The 14478-nt window shown below is 72.6% G+C and carries 16 protein-coding genes and 1 pseudogene; 13 read left to right on the top strand and 4 right to left on the bottom strand.

Annotated features, from left to right (window positions below):
- Nucleotides 1-229: 229 nt before the first annotated feature.
- From ACZ573_RS28635 to ACZ573_RS28625, 3 genes are read left to right on the top strand one after another with little or no spacing between them, the layout of a single operon-like run.
- Nucleotides 230-1093 carry an alpha/beta hydrolase fold domain-containing protein gene (locus ACZ573_RS28635; RefSeq protein WP_471309377.1) on the top strand — a complete coding sequence of 288 codons (864 nt, stop codon included), beginning with the start codon at nucleotides 230-232 and terminating at the stop codon, nucleotides 1091-1093.
- Nucleotide 1094: 1 nt separating this feature from the next.
- Entirely contained in the window at nucleotides 1095-1616 is a 522-nt protein-coding gene (locus ACZ573_RS28630; protein WP_471309374.1) for a hypothetical protein, read from the top strand.
- Between the two features lie 13 nt (nucleotides 1617-1629).
- Nucleotides 1630-2652, top strand: coding sequence for an LLM class flavin-dependent oxidoreductase (locus ACZ573_RS28625; protein ID WP_471309371.1), 1023 nt, complete (start codon nucleotides 1630-1632; stop codon nucleotides 2650-2652).
- Here the strand turns inward: ACZ573_RS28625 and ACZ573_RS28620 are convergent.
- The 3 genes from ACZ573_RS28620 to ACZ573_RS28610 all read right to left on the bottom strand — a co-directional run bounded on the left by ACZ573_RS28620 (nucleotide 2616) and on the right by ACZ573_RS28610 (nucleotide 5439).
- Nucleotides 2616-3158: a GNAT family N-acetyltransferase gene (locus ACZ573_RS28620; protein ID WP_471309369.1), complete on the bottom strand. Its 543-nt coding sequence runs from the start codon at nucleotides 3156-3158 to the stop codon at nucleotides 2616-2618. The two genes, ACZ573_RS28625 and ACZ573_RS28620, sit on opposite strands and share 37 nt — an antisense overlap.
- Before the next feature lie 98 nt (nucleotides 3159-3256).
- Complete coding sequence (locus ACZ573_RS28615; protein WP_471309367.1) at nucleotides 3257-4252, bottom strand: SDR family NAD(P)-dependent oxidoreductase; 996 nt, start codon at nucleotides 4250-4252, stop codon at nucleotides 3257-3259.
- A complete protein-coding gene (locus tag ACZ573_RS28610) occupies nucleotides 4249-5439 on the bottom strand; it encodes a UDP-N-acetylglucosamine--N-acetylmuramyl-(pentapeptide) pyrophosphoryl-undecaprenol N-acetylglucosamine transferase (RefSeq protein ID WP_471309365.1) in 1191 nt (396 codons plus the stop codon). Before ACZ573_RS28610 ends, ACZ573_RS28615 begins: the two co-directional genes overlap by 4 nt.
- 273 nt (nucleotides 5440-5712) lie before the next feature.
- Between ACZ573_RS28610 and ACZ573_RS28605 the strand changes: the two genes are divergently transcribed.
- The 10 genes and pseudogenes from ACZ573_RS28605 (at nucleotide 5713) to ACZ573_RS28560 (ending at nucleotide 13070) form a co-directional block, all read left to right on the top strand.
- Nucleotides 5713-5940 carry a hypothetical protein gene (locus ACZ573_RS28605; protein ID WP_030010218.1) on the top strand — a complete coding sequence of 76 codons (228 nt, stop codon included), beginning with the start codon at nucleotides 5713-5715 and terminating at the stop codon, nucleotides 5938-5940.
- Between the two features lie 203 nt (nucleotides 5941-6143).
- Complete coding sequence (locus ACZ573_RS28600) at nucleotides 6144-6881, top strand: response regulator transcription factor (RefSeq protein WP_471309360.1); 738 nt, start codon at nucleotides 6144-6146, stop codon at nucleotides 6879-6881.
- A complete protein-coding gene (locus ACZ573_RS28595) occupies nucleotides 6878-8263 on the top strand; it encodes a sensor histidine kinase (RefSeq protein WP_471309356.1) in 1386 nt (461 codons plus the stop codon). Before ACZ573_RS28600 ends, ACZ573_RS28595 begins: the two co-directional genes overlap by 4 nt.
- A gap of 110 nt (nucleotides 8264-8373) precedes the next feature.
- Nucleotides 8374-8511, top strand: coding sequence for a peptidoglycan-binding domain-containing protein (locus ACZ573_RS28590; RefSeq protein WP_471309353.1), 138 nt, complete (start codon nucleotides 8374-8376; stop codon nucleotides 8509-8511).
- 107 nt (nucleotides 8512-8618) lie between these two features.
- Complete coding sequence (locus ACZ573_RS28585; protein ID WP_471309350.1) at nucleotides 8619-9386, top strand: tyrosine-protein phosphatase; 768 nt, start codon at nucleotides 8619-8621, stop codon at nucleotides 9384-9386.
- 69 nt (nucleotides 9387-9455) lie between these two features.
- Nucleotides 9456-10400 (top strand): hypothetical protein, encoded by a 945-nt coding sequence (locus ACZ573_RS28580; protein ID WP_471309347.1) that lies wholly within the window; start codon nucleotides 9456-9458, stop codon nucleotides 10398-10400.
- 19 nt (nucleotides 10401-10419) lie between these two features.
- Nucleotides 10420-11043, top strand: a complete 624-nt coding sequence (locus ACZ573_RS28575; RefSeq protein ID WP_471309396.1) for a hypothetical protein — start codon at nucleotides 10420-10422, stop codon at nucleotides 11041-11043.
- A complete protein-coding gene (locus ACZ573_RS28570) occupies nucleotides 11024-11851 on the top strand; it encodes an inositol monophosphatase family protein (protein WP_471309344.1) in 828 nt (275 codons plus the stop codon). Before ACZ573_RS28575 ends, ACZ573_RS28570 begins: the two co-directional genes overlap by 20 nt.
- Nucleotides 11852-11881: 30 nt before the next feature.
- Nucleotides 11882-12041, top strand: a pseudogene (locus ACZ573_RS28565) (IS5/IS1182 family transposase); the annotation flags it as partial.
- A gap of 138 nt (nucleotides 12042-12179) precedes the next feature.
- Nucleotides 12180-13070 (top strand): LysR family transcriptional regulator, encoded by an 891-nt coding sequence (locus ACZ573_RS28560; RefSeq protein ID WP_471309339.1) that lies wholly within the window; start codon nucleotides 12180-12182, stop codon nucleotides 13068-13070.
- Nucleotides 13071-13230: 160 nt separating this feature from the next.
- On the opposite strand, the gene ACZ573_RS28555 is transcribed toward ACZ573_RS28560, so the two are convergent.
- Complete coding sequence (locus ACZ573_RS28555; protein WP_471309337.1) at nucleotides 13231-14421, bottom strand: SLC13 family permease; 1191 nt, start codon at nucleotides 14419-14421, stop codon at nucleotides 13231-13233.
- Between the last annotated feature and the right edge of the window lie 57 nt (nucleotides 14422-14478).

Raw genomic sequence — 14478 nt, 5'->3', positions numbered from 1 at the left:
GCGGCCAATACCGATATCCATGCGGGGATCACGACCGCGGTCATCGTGAACACCGCCATCGTCCTCGTCGGCACCCTCACCACCGTCCTCTTCCTGCGCACCAAGCAGCCCAGCTGACGAAGTGCGCACCTCCACTAAGGCAACTCCGCCTTGTGACAGCCCTGCCCCGGCCGCGAACGTTGGCCCCGGGCCCGGCGCGAGCGCCGGCTACCGATGGAAAGGAACCCCGATGGCCACACCCACCGTCGTCAGCTGGGAACAGGTGTCCGTGCCCACCCCGTCCGGGCGCCTTCCCGCCCGGGTGTACCGGCCCGGTAACGCTTCACCGCAGGGCTGGCTGGTGTGGGCCCACGGGGGCAGCTGGCGTGCCGGATCCGCCCAGGACTGGCACGGCGCCACCGCCGAACTCGCCCGCCACTCCGGCTTCGGCGTGGTGAGCGTGGACTACCGGCTGGCTCCCGACGTACGCCACCCGGCCATGGTCGAGGACATCCTGTCCACCCTGACCTGGGCCGGGGAACAGCAGGACGGGCCCGCCGGAGCCGTGCCCGTCCTCGCCGTCGGCGGGGACAGCGCCGGCGGCACCCTCGCCGCCTCGGCCGCCCTCGTCTGCCGCGACCGCGGGCTGCCGCTGGCCGCGCAGGTGCTGGCGTACCCGCCGCTGGACCCCGCCTGCGCGGCGGCCTCGTACCACCGCTTCCCGGACCTGTTCCCGACGGCCTCCTACCTGATGGCGGCCTGGCAGGACTACCGGCACCCCGGTCGGCCGGTCGCCGCGGACGGCACCCGGCTCCACAGCACCCCCTTCGAAGCCGCCGACCTGCGCGGACTCGCACCGGCCGTGATGGCCACCGGCGACCTCGACCCCGTCAGCGACGACGTGCACCACTACGGGCGCCTGTTGCGGGCGGCCGGGGTGGAGGTCGCCCTGCGGGAGTTCCGGCAGACGGGCCACGGGGCGTTCCTGCAGCCGGGCCGCGGCCCGGGCGGGCACCCGGCGGCGTCGATGCGCGGCTGGCTCGGGCTGGCCCTGCGCCGGCTGACCTCACCGAACGGCCCCGAAGCCGCACCCTCTTCCCTTACCTGGAGCTGATATGACCACCTCCGACGTCCCCAACCTCGACGCCCTGCTGCGCCACTTCGCCGATCTGCGCGACGGCATCCACGGCGGCTCCGTCTCCCGCCCCGACAAGGAGGAGCACTTCCGTACCGCCGCGCGCCTGCTGGACCCGTACGCCCGCCAGGCGCTCGGCGAGCTCAACGACGAACTGCTCCTCGGACAGGGCGTGATCGACGCCAGCGGCGTCCAACGAGCCGGCGACCGGAGCCTCTTCCACGCCTGGACCCTGTGGTGGGACGAGCAGTCGGCCGCCGACATCCCGCCCGTGACGCTGTACGCGCACTACGGAGCCTCCTTCCACCACCCGCACCTGCGGGGCGCGACGGTGTCCGAATGGCCGCTGAACGTCTTCGACGACGCACAGGCAGCCGCCGAACTGCCCACCCTGCGCGCGATCGCCGCCGCGGACCTCCACAACCTGGTCTTCGAACGGGACTTCAGGATCGTGCCCGCGACCATGGCGGGCGCCACCGGCCTCCCCGTCCACCAGCACTGAAAGGCGGCCCGTCATGACGAAGCTGCGACTGTCCGTACTCGACCAGACGCCGGTCGGCGAGGACCACACCCCGGACCAGGCGCTGCGCGCCTCCGTGGATCTCGCCCGCGCCGCCGAGGGCCTCGGCTACACCCGCTACTGGGTCGCCGAACACCACGACTCGCCCGGCTTCGCGAGCAGCGCGCCGGAGATCCTCGCGGGCACCCTGCTCGCCCACACCGCGCGGATGCGGATCGGGACCGGCGGGGTGCTGCTGCCCCGCTACGACCCGGCGAAGGTGGCCGAGGTGTTCGGCGTACTGGCCTCCCTGCACCCGGGACGGGTCGACCTCGGCATCGGCCGGGCCGGCGGCCCCGCCCGCGACTTCCCGCAGCGGCTGGCGCAGCTGCACGCACTGCTGGGGGAGGGCGGAGTCGTCCCGCACGCACCGGTCCCGCCGCAGATGTGGCTCCTGGGCGCGGGACGCGAGTCGGCGCGGCTGGCCGGGCTGCTGGGTACGGAGTTCGCGTTCGGGCACTTCTTCTCCCCGGCGGGCGGCCAGGAGGCCTTCGAGGAATACCGCGACCGGTTCCGCACCTCCACGGGCGACCGGCCGGGCGGCGCGCTTGCGGTACGCGTGGTGACGGCGGACAGCGCCGGCCGCGCCGAGGAACTGGCCCAGAGCCTGCTGCTGTGGCGCGCCCGCAAGGACCTCGGACAGGACGGCCCGCTGCCGTCGTACGAGACCACGCGCCGCCACCGCTGGACGGGCGCGGAACTGGAACGGGCCAAGGTGCACCGCACGGCCCTCGTTTCCGGAGCGCCGGAACAGGTGTCCGCGGTACTGACGGCCCTCGCCGGGAGCCACGGCGTGGACGAGCTGATCGTCAACACCCTGACCTGCGACCCGGCGGACCGACGGCGTTCCTACGAGCTGCTGTCCGAGGCTTTCGCCCTCCCGGGCCCCGATCCGCGATCCGCAGCTGCCGCGGTGGGCGTCTCCGGCCCGGCCCTCCGGGGTCAGGAGCGGTCGAGGCCCCAGGTCTGGAGCGCGTAGGCCCGGCCCTTCTCCTCGCCCGTGATCAACGGCACGTCGAGGAGACGGAAACCGGCCCGGGTGGCCACGCCGACGCTGGAGGCGTTCTCGGCCTCCAGCTCCAGGATCACCTGGTCCACCCCCAGCTGCTCGAAGGCATAAGCGGCCATCACCCGCACCGCGCGGGCGGCCAGACCCTGGCCCCGGTGCGCCGGACCGAGCGCGTATCCGAGCTCCGTGCCCTCGGGCGCGCGCTTGAGCATCACCTCGCCGAGCGGGGCGCCGCCGTCGACGGTGATGGCCAGCAGGACGGCCGTACCCTCCTGGCGCAGCTCCCGCGCCCGGTTCAGACGGTTGCGGGCGGCCTCGTCGTCGAAGGGGGAGACGATCGGCGTCCAGTACGCGACGTCCGGGTGGTCGAACAGCCCGGGCATCGACGCCAGGTCCGCCGCCGTCCAGTCGCGCAGGACCAGACCCTCGCCCGTCAGCTCCATCCGATCGGGAAAGGACGGCGTCGTGCTGCTCATGCGGGAGGACCTCCGTGATCGGTGCGGGACGAACCAAGATATCCGGCGACCGGTCATCGGTTCACCGGGTTATCCGCCCGGCGGTGCCCACGCGCCCGCTAGACCGCGTACCGGTCCGGGGCGAAGAGGGAAGGGTTCGCCGCGATCCAGTCCGAGGTGCGGCGCAGGCCCTCCTCCAGGCCGACCCGGGGCCGCCAGCCGGCCCAGTCACGGGCCCGGGAATTGTCCGACAACAGGCGCTGGACCTCGCTGCCCGACGGGCGCAGCCGGGTCGGGTCCACCACCACCTCCGCGTCCCGGCCGGAAGCCGCGATCAGGGCCTCGGCCAGGGCGCCGACCGAGATCTCCTCGCCAGTGCCGAGGTTGACCACCTCACCCAGCGCCCGGTCGCACTCCGCCACCGCCAGGAAGCCCTCCGCCGTGTCCGTCACGTACGTGAAGTCCCGGGTCGGCGTGAGCGAGCCGAGACGGATCTCCCGGGAGCCGGCGTGCAGCTGCGCCAGGATCGTCGGGATGACCGCGCGCGCCGACTGGCGCGGCCCGAACGTGTTGAACGGGCGCACCACCGTCACCGGGAGCTCGAAGGCGTGGTGGAAGGAGAGCGCCATCATGTCCGCGCCGATCTTCGACGCGGAGTACGGGGACTGCGGCTGCAGCGGGTGGCTCTCGGAGATCGGGGCGGTCAGCGCCGTCCCGTAGACCTCACTGGTCGACGTGTGCACCAGACGCCGTACGCCGTGGCGCCGGCAGGCCTCCGCCACGTTCTGCGTGCCCGTGACGTTCGTCTGCACGTACGCGCCCGGCGAGGCGTAGCTGTACGGGATCCCGATCAGCGCCGCCAGGTGGAAGACGGTGTCGCAGCCGGCCACCGCGTCGCTGACCCGGCCCGCGTCACGGACATCGCCCGCCCACATCTCCACCGGACCGTCCGGGTCGCCGAGGTAGCGCGCCAGGTGGCCCTTCTCGGCGTACGGCTTGTAGTGGACGAAAGCGCGCACCCTCGCCCCCCGCGACACCAGCAGGTCCACCAGGGTCGAGCCGATGAAGCCCTCCGCGCCGGTGACGAGGACGGTGCGGTCGGTCCAGCTGTTCATATGCGCTCCAGGTGAGGGGTGGGGACGAGGCCGGCGACGCGGAGGACTTCCGCGGCCAGCAGTTCGGCGGCCCGCGCGTGCGGGCCGGGGTCGGCGGCGCCGGCCATCGCCGACAGCCGGGCCGGGTCGGCCAGCAGCGGCCCGATGAGGCCGGCGAGACGTTCGGCGGTGGTCTCGGCGTCGGGCAGGAGCAGTCCCGCCCCCGCGTCCGACAGCACCCGCGCGTTGTGGGTCTGGTGGTCGCCGGGCGCGTACGGGTAGGGCACCAGGACCGCCGGGACCCCGGTCGCCGCCAGCTCGGCGACGGTCGCCGAGCCCGCACGGCACACCACCAGGTCGGCGGCCGCGTAGACGAGGTCCATCCGGTCCAGGTACGGCACGGCCCGGGCGATCCGCTGCCCACCGGACGACAGCAGCTCGGCCATCGTGTCCGCCAGCGCGTCCGGACCGGTCTTGACCAGCAGCTGTACGTCGTCCCGGTACTGCCAGAGGTCGGCGAGCGCGGCTGCCGCCCGCGTGAGGCGGACCGCGCCCAGGCTGCCGCCGTTGAAGACGATCAGCCGGCGCCCCGCGGGCACTCCGAGCGCGCGCCGGGCCTCGGCGCGCAGCGCGGCCCGGTCCGGGCCGGGCAGTTCCGCGAGGCCGGACAGGGCCGCCGAGATCGGCATCCCGGTGGTCAGCGCCCGGTCACCGCCCGAGAGGTGGCCCCGGCTGCGGTCGAAGGCCACCGCGACGTGCGGGGTGAGCCGGGCCGCGAACTGGTTGGCACGCCCGGGCACCGCATTCGACTCGTGGATCACCGCCGGCAGCCCCGCCAGCCGGGCCCCGAGCACCGCGGGGGCGCTGGGATATCCGCCCATGCCCACGACGATGTGGGCACCCTGCGCCCGGATCACCGCACGCGCCTGGTGCGCCGAGCGCAGCAGCGCCGCGGGGAGCAGGTAGCGCTTCGCGCCCAGCGCGGGATCGAAGGGGATCATGTCGACGGTGTGCAGGCGGTAGCCGGCGCCGGGGATCAGCTCGGTCTCCAGGCCCCGCTCGGTCCCGATGAACGAGACCACGGCTCCGGGCACGGCGCGGCGCAGCGCCTCCGCGAGGGCGAGACCGGGATAGATGTGCCCGCCGGTGCCGCCCGCACCGATCACGACGGAGAGTGCCGCGGTTGTGCGGTGTGTGGTGGTGGTCATGTGCGCACACTCCCGGTGCGCCCTAAGAACGTTCTAAGAGCCGATCCGGCGGCCCGCAGCGGATAGCCGCAGTTCAGTGCCTGCCCGCCGCGCCCGCGCCCGCCCCGAGGGGCCAGGCGCGCACGGGGCCTCCGGAGCCGTGTGTGGCTCGCCTGCTCCACCCAGCCACGGTCGCCCGTACCGGCCGCGTCTCGGTGTGGATCCCTGCACGCGCCGTCGGCCGGACAGCGCGCTCGGCGTGCTGGACCGGCGCGGGCACGGCAGGCTGGGGGCGTGTCGGACCAGACGGAAATCATCGTGCATCCGGTGTCCCCCAAGGGCGGCCGGAAGGTCACCGTTCATGCGCTCGGCGTGGACGTGGACCTCGGGCGTGCGCAGACGCCGAGGGACGTTGCCGAGTTCCTGCGTCGCGCCGGCCTGGAGGACGTGGACCTGAGCGAGGACGGGCCGATCACCTGGGAGGGCGGCGGCCCCGAAGTATGGAAGCGCCCCGACGCCTGAGGGCCGGCGGCGGTACTCGGGGAGCCAATCGGGGAGCCACGAGAGGCAGCACAAGCAGGATCTGCCTGGACTGCCATGGACAGTGGGGAGCCGGAACCCTTGGCCGCAAGGGCTCCGCAACGGCGCTTCCTAAGCCTCTCCTTTCCCCTGGCTCAAGAACGTTCTAAGAGGTTTTCTCAGAAGCCTTTGGCAGGCTTTGCCCCATGAGCTCCACGGACAGCACAAGCAGCACGCGCGGTTCAGGCGGTACGGGCAGGCAGCGCATCCTCGTCGTCGACGACGAGCCCGAGGTGCGGGCAGCCGTCGAGGACGGACTCGCGGTCGAGGGGTACGAGGTCCGGGGCGCCCCGGACGGCCTCGCGGCGCTCTCCCAGGTCGCGGCCTGGGAGCCCGACGCGGTCGTCCTCGACGTGATGATGCCCGTGCTCGACGGCCTCGCCGTCTGCCGGCAGCTGCGGGCGCTGGGCGACCGTACTCCCGTTCTCGTCCTGACCGCGCTCGACTCCGTCAGCGAGCGCGTCGACGGACTGGAGGCGGGCGCCGACGACTACCTCGTCAAACCCTTCGCCCTGGACGAGCTGGTCGCCCGGGTCCGCGCGCTCCTGCGACGGGCCGCGCCCGGACCCGCCGGCACCGCGGCCGCCCCGCTCGGCTTCGCCGACCTCGTCCTGGACCCGGCGACCCGCACCGGCCGCCGGGGGAGCCGCCCGCTGGAATTCAGCCGGACCGAAGCGGCCCTGCTCGAACTGTTCCTGCGCCACCCCGGCCAGGTGCTCCCGCGCGAGCTGATCCTCGAACTGGTGTGGGGACGGGACTTCGGGCCGGACTCCAACTCCCTCGCCGTCTACGTCGGCTACCTGCGCCGGAAGCTGGAAGCCGCGGGCGAGCCCCGGCTCGTGCACACCGTCCACGGGGTCGGCTACCGGCTGGAGGCGGCGTGAGCGGCGGCCGCCGGCGGCTCGGCCGGGTCTGGCGCAGGCGCGGTCCGCTGCGCACCCGGCTGGCGCTGTCGGTCACCGCCGCCGTGGCCCTCGTGGCCGTCGGGGTGTGCGCGGCGGCGTACCTGGTGGTCCGGTCCGCACTCTACGAGCAGCTCGACCTCAGCCTCACCCAGTCCGCGCGGCTCGCCGCCCAGCGCAACCCGGGGGCCGCGCCGGGCGTCCTGGCCGGGGAATGCCGGTTCCTGGCGGCGCCCGCCTGCGCGGAGGTCGTCCCCGCCGACCCCGCCGACGACCCCCGTCCGCCGGGACAGCTCCCCGTCGCCCCCGCCGCACGCAAGGTCGCCGAGGGCACGAAGTCCCCCTACTACACGAACATCACGGTCGCCGGACACCCCGCCCGGATGCTCACCACCGACTACGCCAAGGGCCGCGCGCTCCAGGTCGCCCTGCGGGCCGACACCGCCCTGGACGGCATCGAGGAAGCCGCCCGCTGGCTGGTCCTGACAGCTGCCGCCGGTGTCCTGCTGGCCGCCCTCCTCGGCTACTGGGTCTCACGGACCGGCCTGGCCCCGGTCGCCCGGCTCACCGCGACCGCCGAGCGGATCGCCGCCACCCGCGACGCCCGCCACCGCATCGAACTGCCCCCACCGGGACGCGAGGACGAGATCACCCGCCTGGCCACCAGCTTCAACACCATGCTGGGAGAGCTCGAACAGTCCATCGCCGCGCAGCGCCAGCTGGTCGCCGACGCCTCCCACGAACTGCGCACCCCGCTGACGGCACTGCGGACCAACGCCGAACTGCTGGCCCGGGCCGATCGGCTCACCCCCGAGCAGCGCGAGCGCGCCTCGGCCGCGCTGGGGCGGCAGCTGCGGGAGGTGACGGGGCTCGTCAACGACCTGATCGAGCTGGCACGCGACGAAGAGCCGCAGCCGCTGGTGGAACAGGTCCGGCTGGGCGCACTGGTGGAGCACTGCACGCAGGCGGCGCGGACGCACTGGCCGGCCGTGCCCTTCCACGTACGCGTGCCGGCCGAGCCCGTCGTGGTGGCGGGGGTACCCGCGCGACTCAGCCGTCTGCTCGGGAACCTGCTCGACAACGCGGCCAAGTTCAGCCGGGACGGGCTGCCCGTCGAGGTGGAGCTGGTGGCGGGCCTCCCGGACCGGGGACCGGAGCTGACGGTCCGTGACCACGGCCCGGGGATCTCGCCGGACGACCTGCCGCACATCTTCGACCGGTTCTACCGGGCCGGGGCGGCCCGCGCCCTGCCGGGGTCGGGGCTCGGCCTCGCCATGGCGCGGCAGATCGCGCGGGCGCACTCCGCCGAGCTCACGGCGGAGGCCGCCCCGGGCGGGGGCGCACTGTTCCGGCTGGCGTTCTGACCCCCTTGCAGGGCTGTGACCGGCCCTGCGGGGGCGGGCGGAATCCCGCTCACCCCGAGCCGCGGGACGGCCCTGGGACGAGCCCAGGAAACCGGCTCTGAGCTGGGCGGATGTTCGTCCCCTTCGGCCCCGGGACCGACGCGGCCGTGCTGCGGTTCCGGTCCGCGTACCCGCGGGAGACCGGCGGCCCGGACGGCATCGTCGGCATCAAGACCTGGGGATCCCTCATCCCCGCCGCGGAGGGCTGAGGCCTCCCCGGTTGTGATCTTCGGCCCAGTCTCCTGCGGACACTCCGTCGGGCGGCCGGTCTGCGGCAGGGTGTCCGGTAAGGAGTCCGAAGACGGGGGAGAGATCGATGAAGCGGCACGTCGAGTTCGAGCGTCTGCACAACTTCCGTGACCTGGGCGGCTATCGGTCCGCCGACGGCCGGAACGTCCGGTGGGGGACGGTGTACCGGGCCGACTCGCTCGGCAAGCTGGCGGGCGGCGACTGGGAGCGGTTCCTGGAGCTCGGGATCGGGACCGTGATCGACCTGCGGTATCCGTGGGAGATCGAGGCCAAGGGGCGGGTGCCCGAGGCGGAGCGGTTCCGCTACGTCAACCTGAGCATCGAGCACCGGCCCTACGACCAGGCCGAGATCGACCCGGACATCGACCCCTGGCGCTACCTCGCGGACCGGTTCGCCGAGGTCACCGAGGACGGGGCCGAGGAGATCCGGCAGGTACTGGAGGAGCTGGCGCACGCACCCGGACCCCTGGTCTTCCACTGCACCTCGGGCAAGGACCGGACCGGACTCATCGGAGTCTTCCTGCTGACCCTGCTCGGGGTGGACCGGGCCGACGTCCTCGCCGACTTCGCGCTCACCGAACTGGCCACCGAGCGGCTCGCCGCCGACTGGCGGGCCGCTCACCCGGGCCGGGTCATGAAGTGGCCGAGTTACGGCCGCGCCCCCGCCGTGATCATGGAGTTGGTGCTCGCGGACCTCGAGGCCCGGTACGGATCCGTGCACGGCTACCTCACGGACCGGGCCGGCCTGTCGGAGCGGACCGCGGAGCGGTTGCGCTCCCGCCTGCTGACGGGCGGCGGCGGCGATGACGGCGGCAACGGCGGCCGCGCGACGTGAAGTCGCTCTGGTGGCGCCACCGGCGCGTCTCCTACCATCGGAACACGGGTGGGGGAGGGGGGTGCGTTCATGGCAGCGCACGTGGGGCGGCTGGAACGCTTCGTTGCCTGGGTGCTGCGGAACGCCGACGTCGTGGTCGCCCTCGGCATCGCGATGGCGGTCGGACTCCTCGACATCTTCGGCGACGTCATCAGTGACGACGTCTCCTCGGGTGCCACCCTCGTCGTGCTCGGCCTCCTCGCGACCGGGTCGATCGTGGAGCGGGTGCGCCGGCCCGCGAGCATCCAGGAGGCGATGAGCGGGACCCGGCAGGCCCTGGAAGACCTCGCGATGGTGCGTTCGCTCTCGGGCAACGAGGTCGGCGAGGCGCTGCGCAAGGCCCGTCAGCACACCAACCTCTGGTACTTCAAGGGCGGTACGGGCACCTACCTGCGGGCGGTCACCCTGCCCCTGTGCGTGGCCGCCGCCAAGGAACAGCGCTCCCAGCTCAACGTGAAGATCGACATCGTCAATCCGGCCGACGAGCGGGCCTGCGCCGCGTATGCCCGGTTCCGGCAGATGTTCGGCGGGCAGCGTCGCGGAGACGACGTGTGGACCACCGACCGGGTCCGCCGGGAGTCGTACGCGACCGTCCTCGCCGCCTGCTGGTACCAGCGGCAGCTGACCACGCTGGAGATCAGCGTGCACCTGTCGGCCGCCGTCCCGACCCTGCGGTTCGACCTGTCGGAGACCTGCCTCGTCATCACCCAGGACGACCGGTCCCGGGTGAACCTGCTGGTGGAGCGTGGGCAACCGCTCTACGACTACTACGTAACCGAGTTGCACCAGAGCCGCGAGCAGGCGACCGTGCTCGATCTGCGCGTCGCCTCCCCGCTCGGCCAGGAGCCCACCGTCGACGAGGTGCGGACGCTCTTCGACGACCTGCGGCTGCCCTTGCCGCGCGTCTTCACCGACAGCGACATCGGCAAGATCATCGAAAAGGCCCTGCACGCGGAGGACCCCTACAGGAGGTGATGCGCTCCGGCGCGTGCCCATGGACCGCGAGCTCGAAAGCACTCTCGCCACCCTGGAGGAGATCGCCTCCGGGACCCGGGAGTTACATGCTGTCCGTCATCCGCTCGGATTCCTCTGCCTGCCACTGCTGAGAGAAGGACCGCGCGGAATCTGCGTGCACCTCTTCGAGACCGGCAACCGCGCCGATCCGGACGCGTCACCGATGCACGCCCACAGCTGGGAACTGCGCAGCCGCGTGCTGTACGGGCGGGTGGCCAACGTGCCCGTACGGACGAGCGCGGTGCGGGACGGCGAGGAGGGCGCCACCCACCGGGTCTTCGAGGTGTTCAGCGGGAGCGACGGCGTGGACGAGATCCGGCCGACCTCGCTCCTGGTACGGAGCGAGCCCGGACCCGCCCACATCAGCGCGGGCGGGGAGACGTACACCCTGCCGGCCGGCGAGTTCCACGCCACCGCACTGGAAGGCATGGAACCCGCGGCCACCCTGGTGCACGGCATGTCGATCCCCGGGCAGCTCGACCTCTCGCTCGGCCCGCTCGACGGCCGGCCGCGCCGCACGACCCGCCGGCTGTGCGACACCGCGCAGACCGTGCGCAGCGTCCACACCGTCCTCAGGAGGATCGATGCCGAGCAGCGGGCCTGATTTCGACCACGAGAGGCAGGTCGCCGTCGCCGCGGCGGAAGAGGCGGGCGGCCTGCTGCGCAGGCGCTTCGGCACGGCGCGGTGCGTGCGGACGAAGGGCGGGTCGGGGGACGTGCAGGTGGACCTCGACCTCGCCGCCGAGAAGCTCGTGCTCAGCCGGATACAGCGCCACTTCCCGCACGACCGGATCCTGTCCGAGGAGGCCGGGCTCCTGGAGGCGGCGGGCGAACGGACCTGGCTGGTCGACCCGCTGGACGGCAGCAACAACGTCGTCATCGGGCTGCCCACCTATGCGGTGGGGATCGGGCTGTGTCTGGGTGGTACTCCTGTGATGGGAGTGGTGCACGAGCCGGTCACCGGGGAGACCTGGCACGCGGTCCGGGGGTACGGAGCCCACGGGCCGTCCGGCGCGCTGCCCGGCCCCGGCCCCACCCTGCCGCGCTCCGGCCCCGTCGTCGCCTGGACCCAGGGGTACGCCGTGGAACGGGGCGACGTGACGGCGGTGGCCCTGCGCGCGGTGCTGGAGCTGCGCTGCCGGCGCGTCCTGCAGCTGTGGGCGCCGCTGCTCGGCTGGAGCCTGCTGGCGCGCGGCACCATCGACGCCTTCGTCGGCTACCGCGCCGAGGGCGTCGACCTGCCGACCGGGGCGCTGCTCGCGGCCGAGGCGGGCGTGGAGCTGCGCACGCTGTCCGGGACGGCGTTCAGACCCGGCTTCGCAGGGGCCGACACCGGGCGAAGCTTCGTGGCGGCACGCGGCGAGATCCTCGCGTACCTCCTGGACGAGGTGGGGTCCGTCACCACGGCCTAAAGGGTTCAGTGCGGGCGCTTCCTCGAGGACCATGTCTGGCGCGAGTCCGGTCTACCCGGAAGCGGCGGGCACCGCGGTGATCACCGAAGGCGCCTGCCTGGGAACGGGGTTGATCGTGCCGCACCGCAAACGTGCTGGACGTCCCCTCCTGCGTGGTCAGGAGGAGGACACGAGATCCGTGAGGGGCAGGTCCTCCACGGTCGGCGACACCTTGGTGGTGACGACGCTCATCCACCGAGCATCCGGGTTGGACAAGATGATGATCGACGGCTGATCATGCAACGCCCGGTCAAGCAAGGGTGACGAACGAGAGGGGGCGTGGGGGCGCGTGGAGCTGCGCGACATCGAGATCTTCCTGACCTTGTCGGAGGAGCTGCACTTCGGAAGGACAGCCGAACGGCTGCACGTTTCCTCGGCACGGATCAGTCAGGCGATCAAGAAGCAGGAACGGTCGATCGGGGCGAAACTGTTCGAGCGGACCAGCCGGCGGGTACGGCTGACGCCGGTGGGTGAGCAGTTGCTCGGGGATTTGCGGCCGGTGTTCCTAGGCCTGAAGGCGAGCATGGACCGGGCGCGGCTCGCCGCCCGGGGCCAGACGGACATCCTGAGGATCGGCCTGATGGTCACCAACGGCCACGAACTGCGGCCCTTCTGGGACGCCTTCCGTTCGCAGCATCCGCAGTGGGGACTGCGGCTGAACCACAACGGCTACATCGACCCGTTCGCGCCGCTACGCAACGGAGAGATCGACCTGCTGCTGTCATGGCTTCCGGTGGAAGAACCCGATCTGACCGTGGGGCCGGTGCTCTTCGTGGAGCCCAGGGTCGCACTGATGGCCTCCGACCACAGGCTGGCCGGACGCTCGTCCGTGACCCTGGAAGCGTTCGCGGACCACGGCGTGGCCGGGCCGGACGGACTCCAGCCCGAGTACTTCGAGGACGCCTTCGTCCCGTTCTCCGCGGCCAGCGGTCGTGCCATCGAACGGAAGTTCCAGGTCACGACGCTGGACCAGCTGTACACGCTCGTGGCCGACGGGGAGGTCATCCACCTCCTGGGCAATCAGGTCACCCGCTTCTACGTCCGCCCCGACGTCACGTACGTGTCCGTTCGTGACATGCCCGTCCTGCGGTGGGGGCTGGTCTGGCGTTCGGACAACGACAGCCCGATGGTCCGGTCGTTCGTCCGCATAGCCCGCCGGCTCGGCACGATGTCCTTGTGAGGGAATCCGGACCGATGCCGAAATTCGTAGAAGGAACCGGCTGACCCAGGTCGCCGGAGAACGCCGCAGGCGCGGGGCCGACGGCGTGTGGTCGCGGCAAGTGGTCACTCATCGGACGGACACATCCGATCAGCTGACCAACCTCCCGAAGAGGCACGCTTCAGGTCGTGGCCGCCAGTGCCAGGGTCGCCGCCAGTGTGCCCGCCACCGCCAGCACGAAGCCCGTGCCGAAGAAGCGGCCCAGGTCGATCCGGGTGCCGTGCCAGCGGCACCGCTCGAACCACAGGAGGGTGGCCAGCGAGGCCCACGGCGTGATGACCGGCCCCACGTTGACGCCGATCAGCTGGGCGAGCAGCTGCTCGTGGTTGGCCACCCCAATGGCCGCCTCGCCCGCCAGATAGGCCGGGAGGTTGTTCAGCACGTTCGAGAAGCCCGCCCCGACCGCCGCCGACCTCAGCGTGCCGACGACGCCGTTGTCGGAGCCCATCGCTGCCGCGAGGATGTCGTGCAGCCCGTGGGCGTTGACCGTCTCCACGACCAGGAACATCCCCGGGACCAGGACGAGGAGCCGCCAGGGGATCAGGGAGAGGCGCAGCGCTTCCCGGCCGCGCACCCAGAAGGCCACGACCACGATCAGCGCGGCCGCCATCGACGCCGACCACAGCGGTACGTCGGCGAGCAGGATCGCCAGCAGGAATCCGGCGCACGCCACCGCGCTCACCCGGAACAGGACCGGGTCCGCGGGGCGCGGCAGGGGGGGCGGGGTGTAGCGGGTCTCGCCGCGGCGCCCCGGGCGCCAGTAGAAGCCCCACAGGCAGGCCATCGTGACCGCGATGGCGGCCAGCTGCGGCGCCCACATGGTGGCGGCCATCTCCGACGGTTTCAGTGCGATCCGGTCCGCGGCCAGCAGGTTCGTCAGGTTCGACACGGGAAGCAGCAGGCTGGCCGTGTTCGCCAGCCACACCGTGGTCATCGCCAGCGGTACGGGCGCGATACCGACCCGGGTCGCCAGCGCCAGCATCACCGGGGTCAGCAGGACCGCCGTCGTGTCCAGGTTGAGGGTGATGGTGGTGACGGACGCGAACAGCACGCAGAGACAGAAGAGGAGGGGGTACCGGCCGCGCCCCGCCCGGGCCACCCAGGTGGCGACGACGTCGAAGACCTCCGCCTTGCCGGTCAGTTCGGCGAGGACGATGACGGTGGCCAGGAACACCACCAGCGGTCCGATGCGCTCCAGCACGTCCGTGGCGGGTCCGGTGGGCAGCAGGCCCGTGGCGACGCACAGCGCACCGAGTGCGAGCAGGCCGCCGGCCAGCCAGTCCAGGGGATGCAGACGCCTGAGGAGGGACACGCCGAACAGGTTCGCACATACACACGCCCCGGCATCAGACGGGGCGGAAGGAACCGG

The organism is Streptomyces sp. NPDC040545 (assembly GCF_055595065.1).
This window is presented reverse-complemented; position numbering and strand designations above follow the sequence as displayed.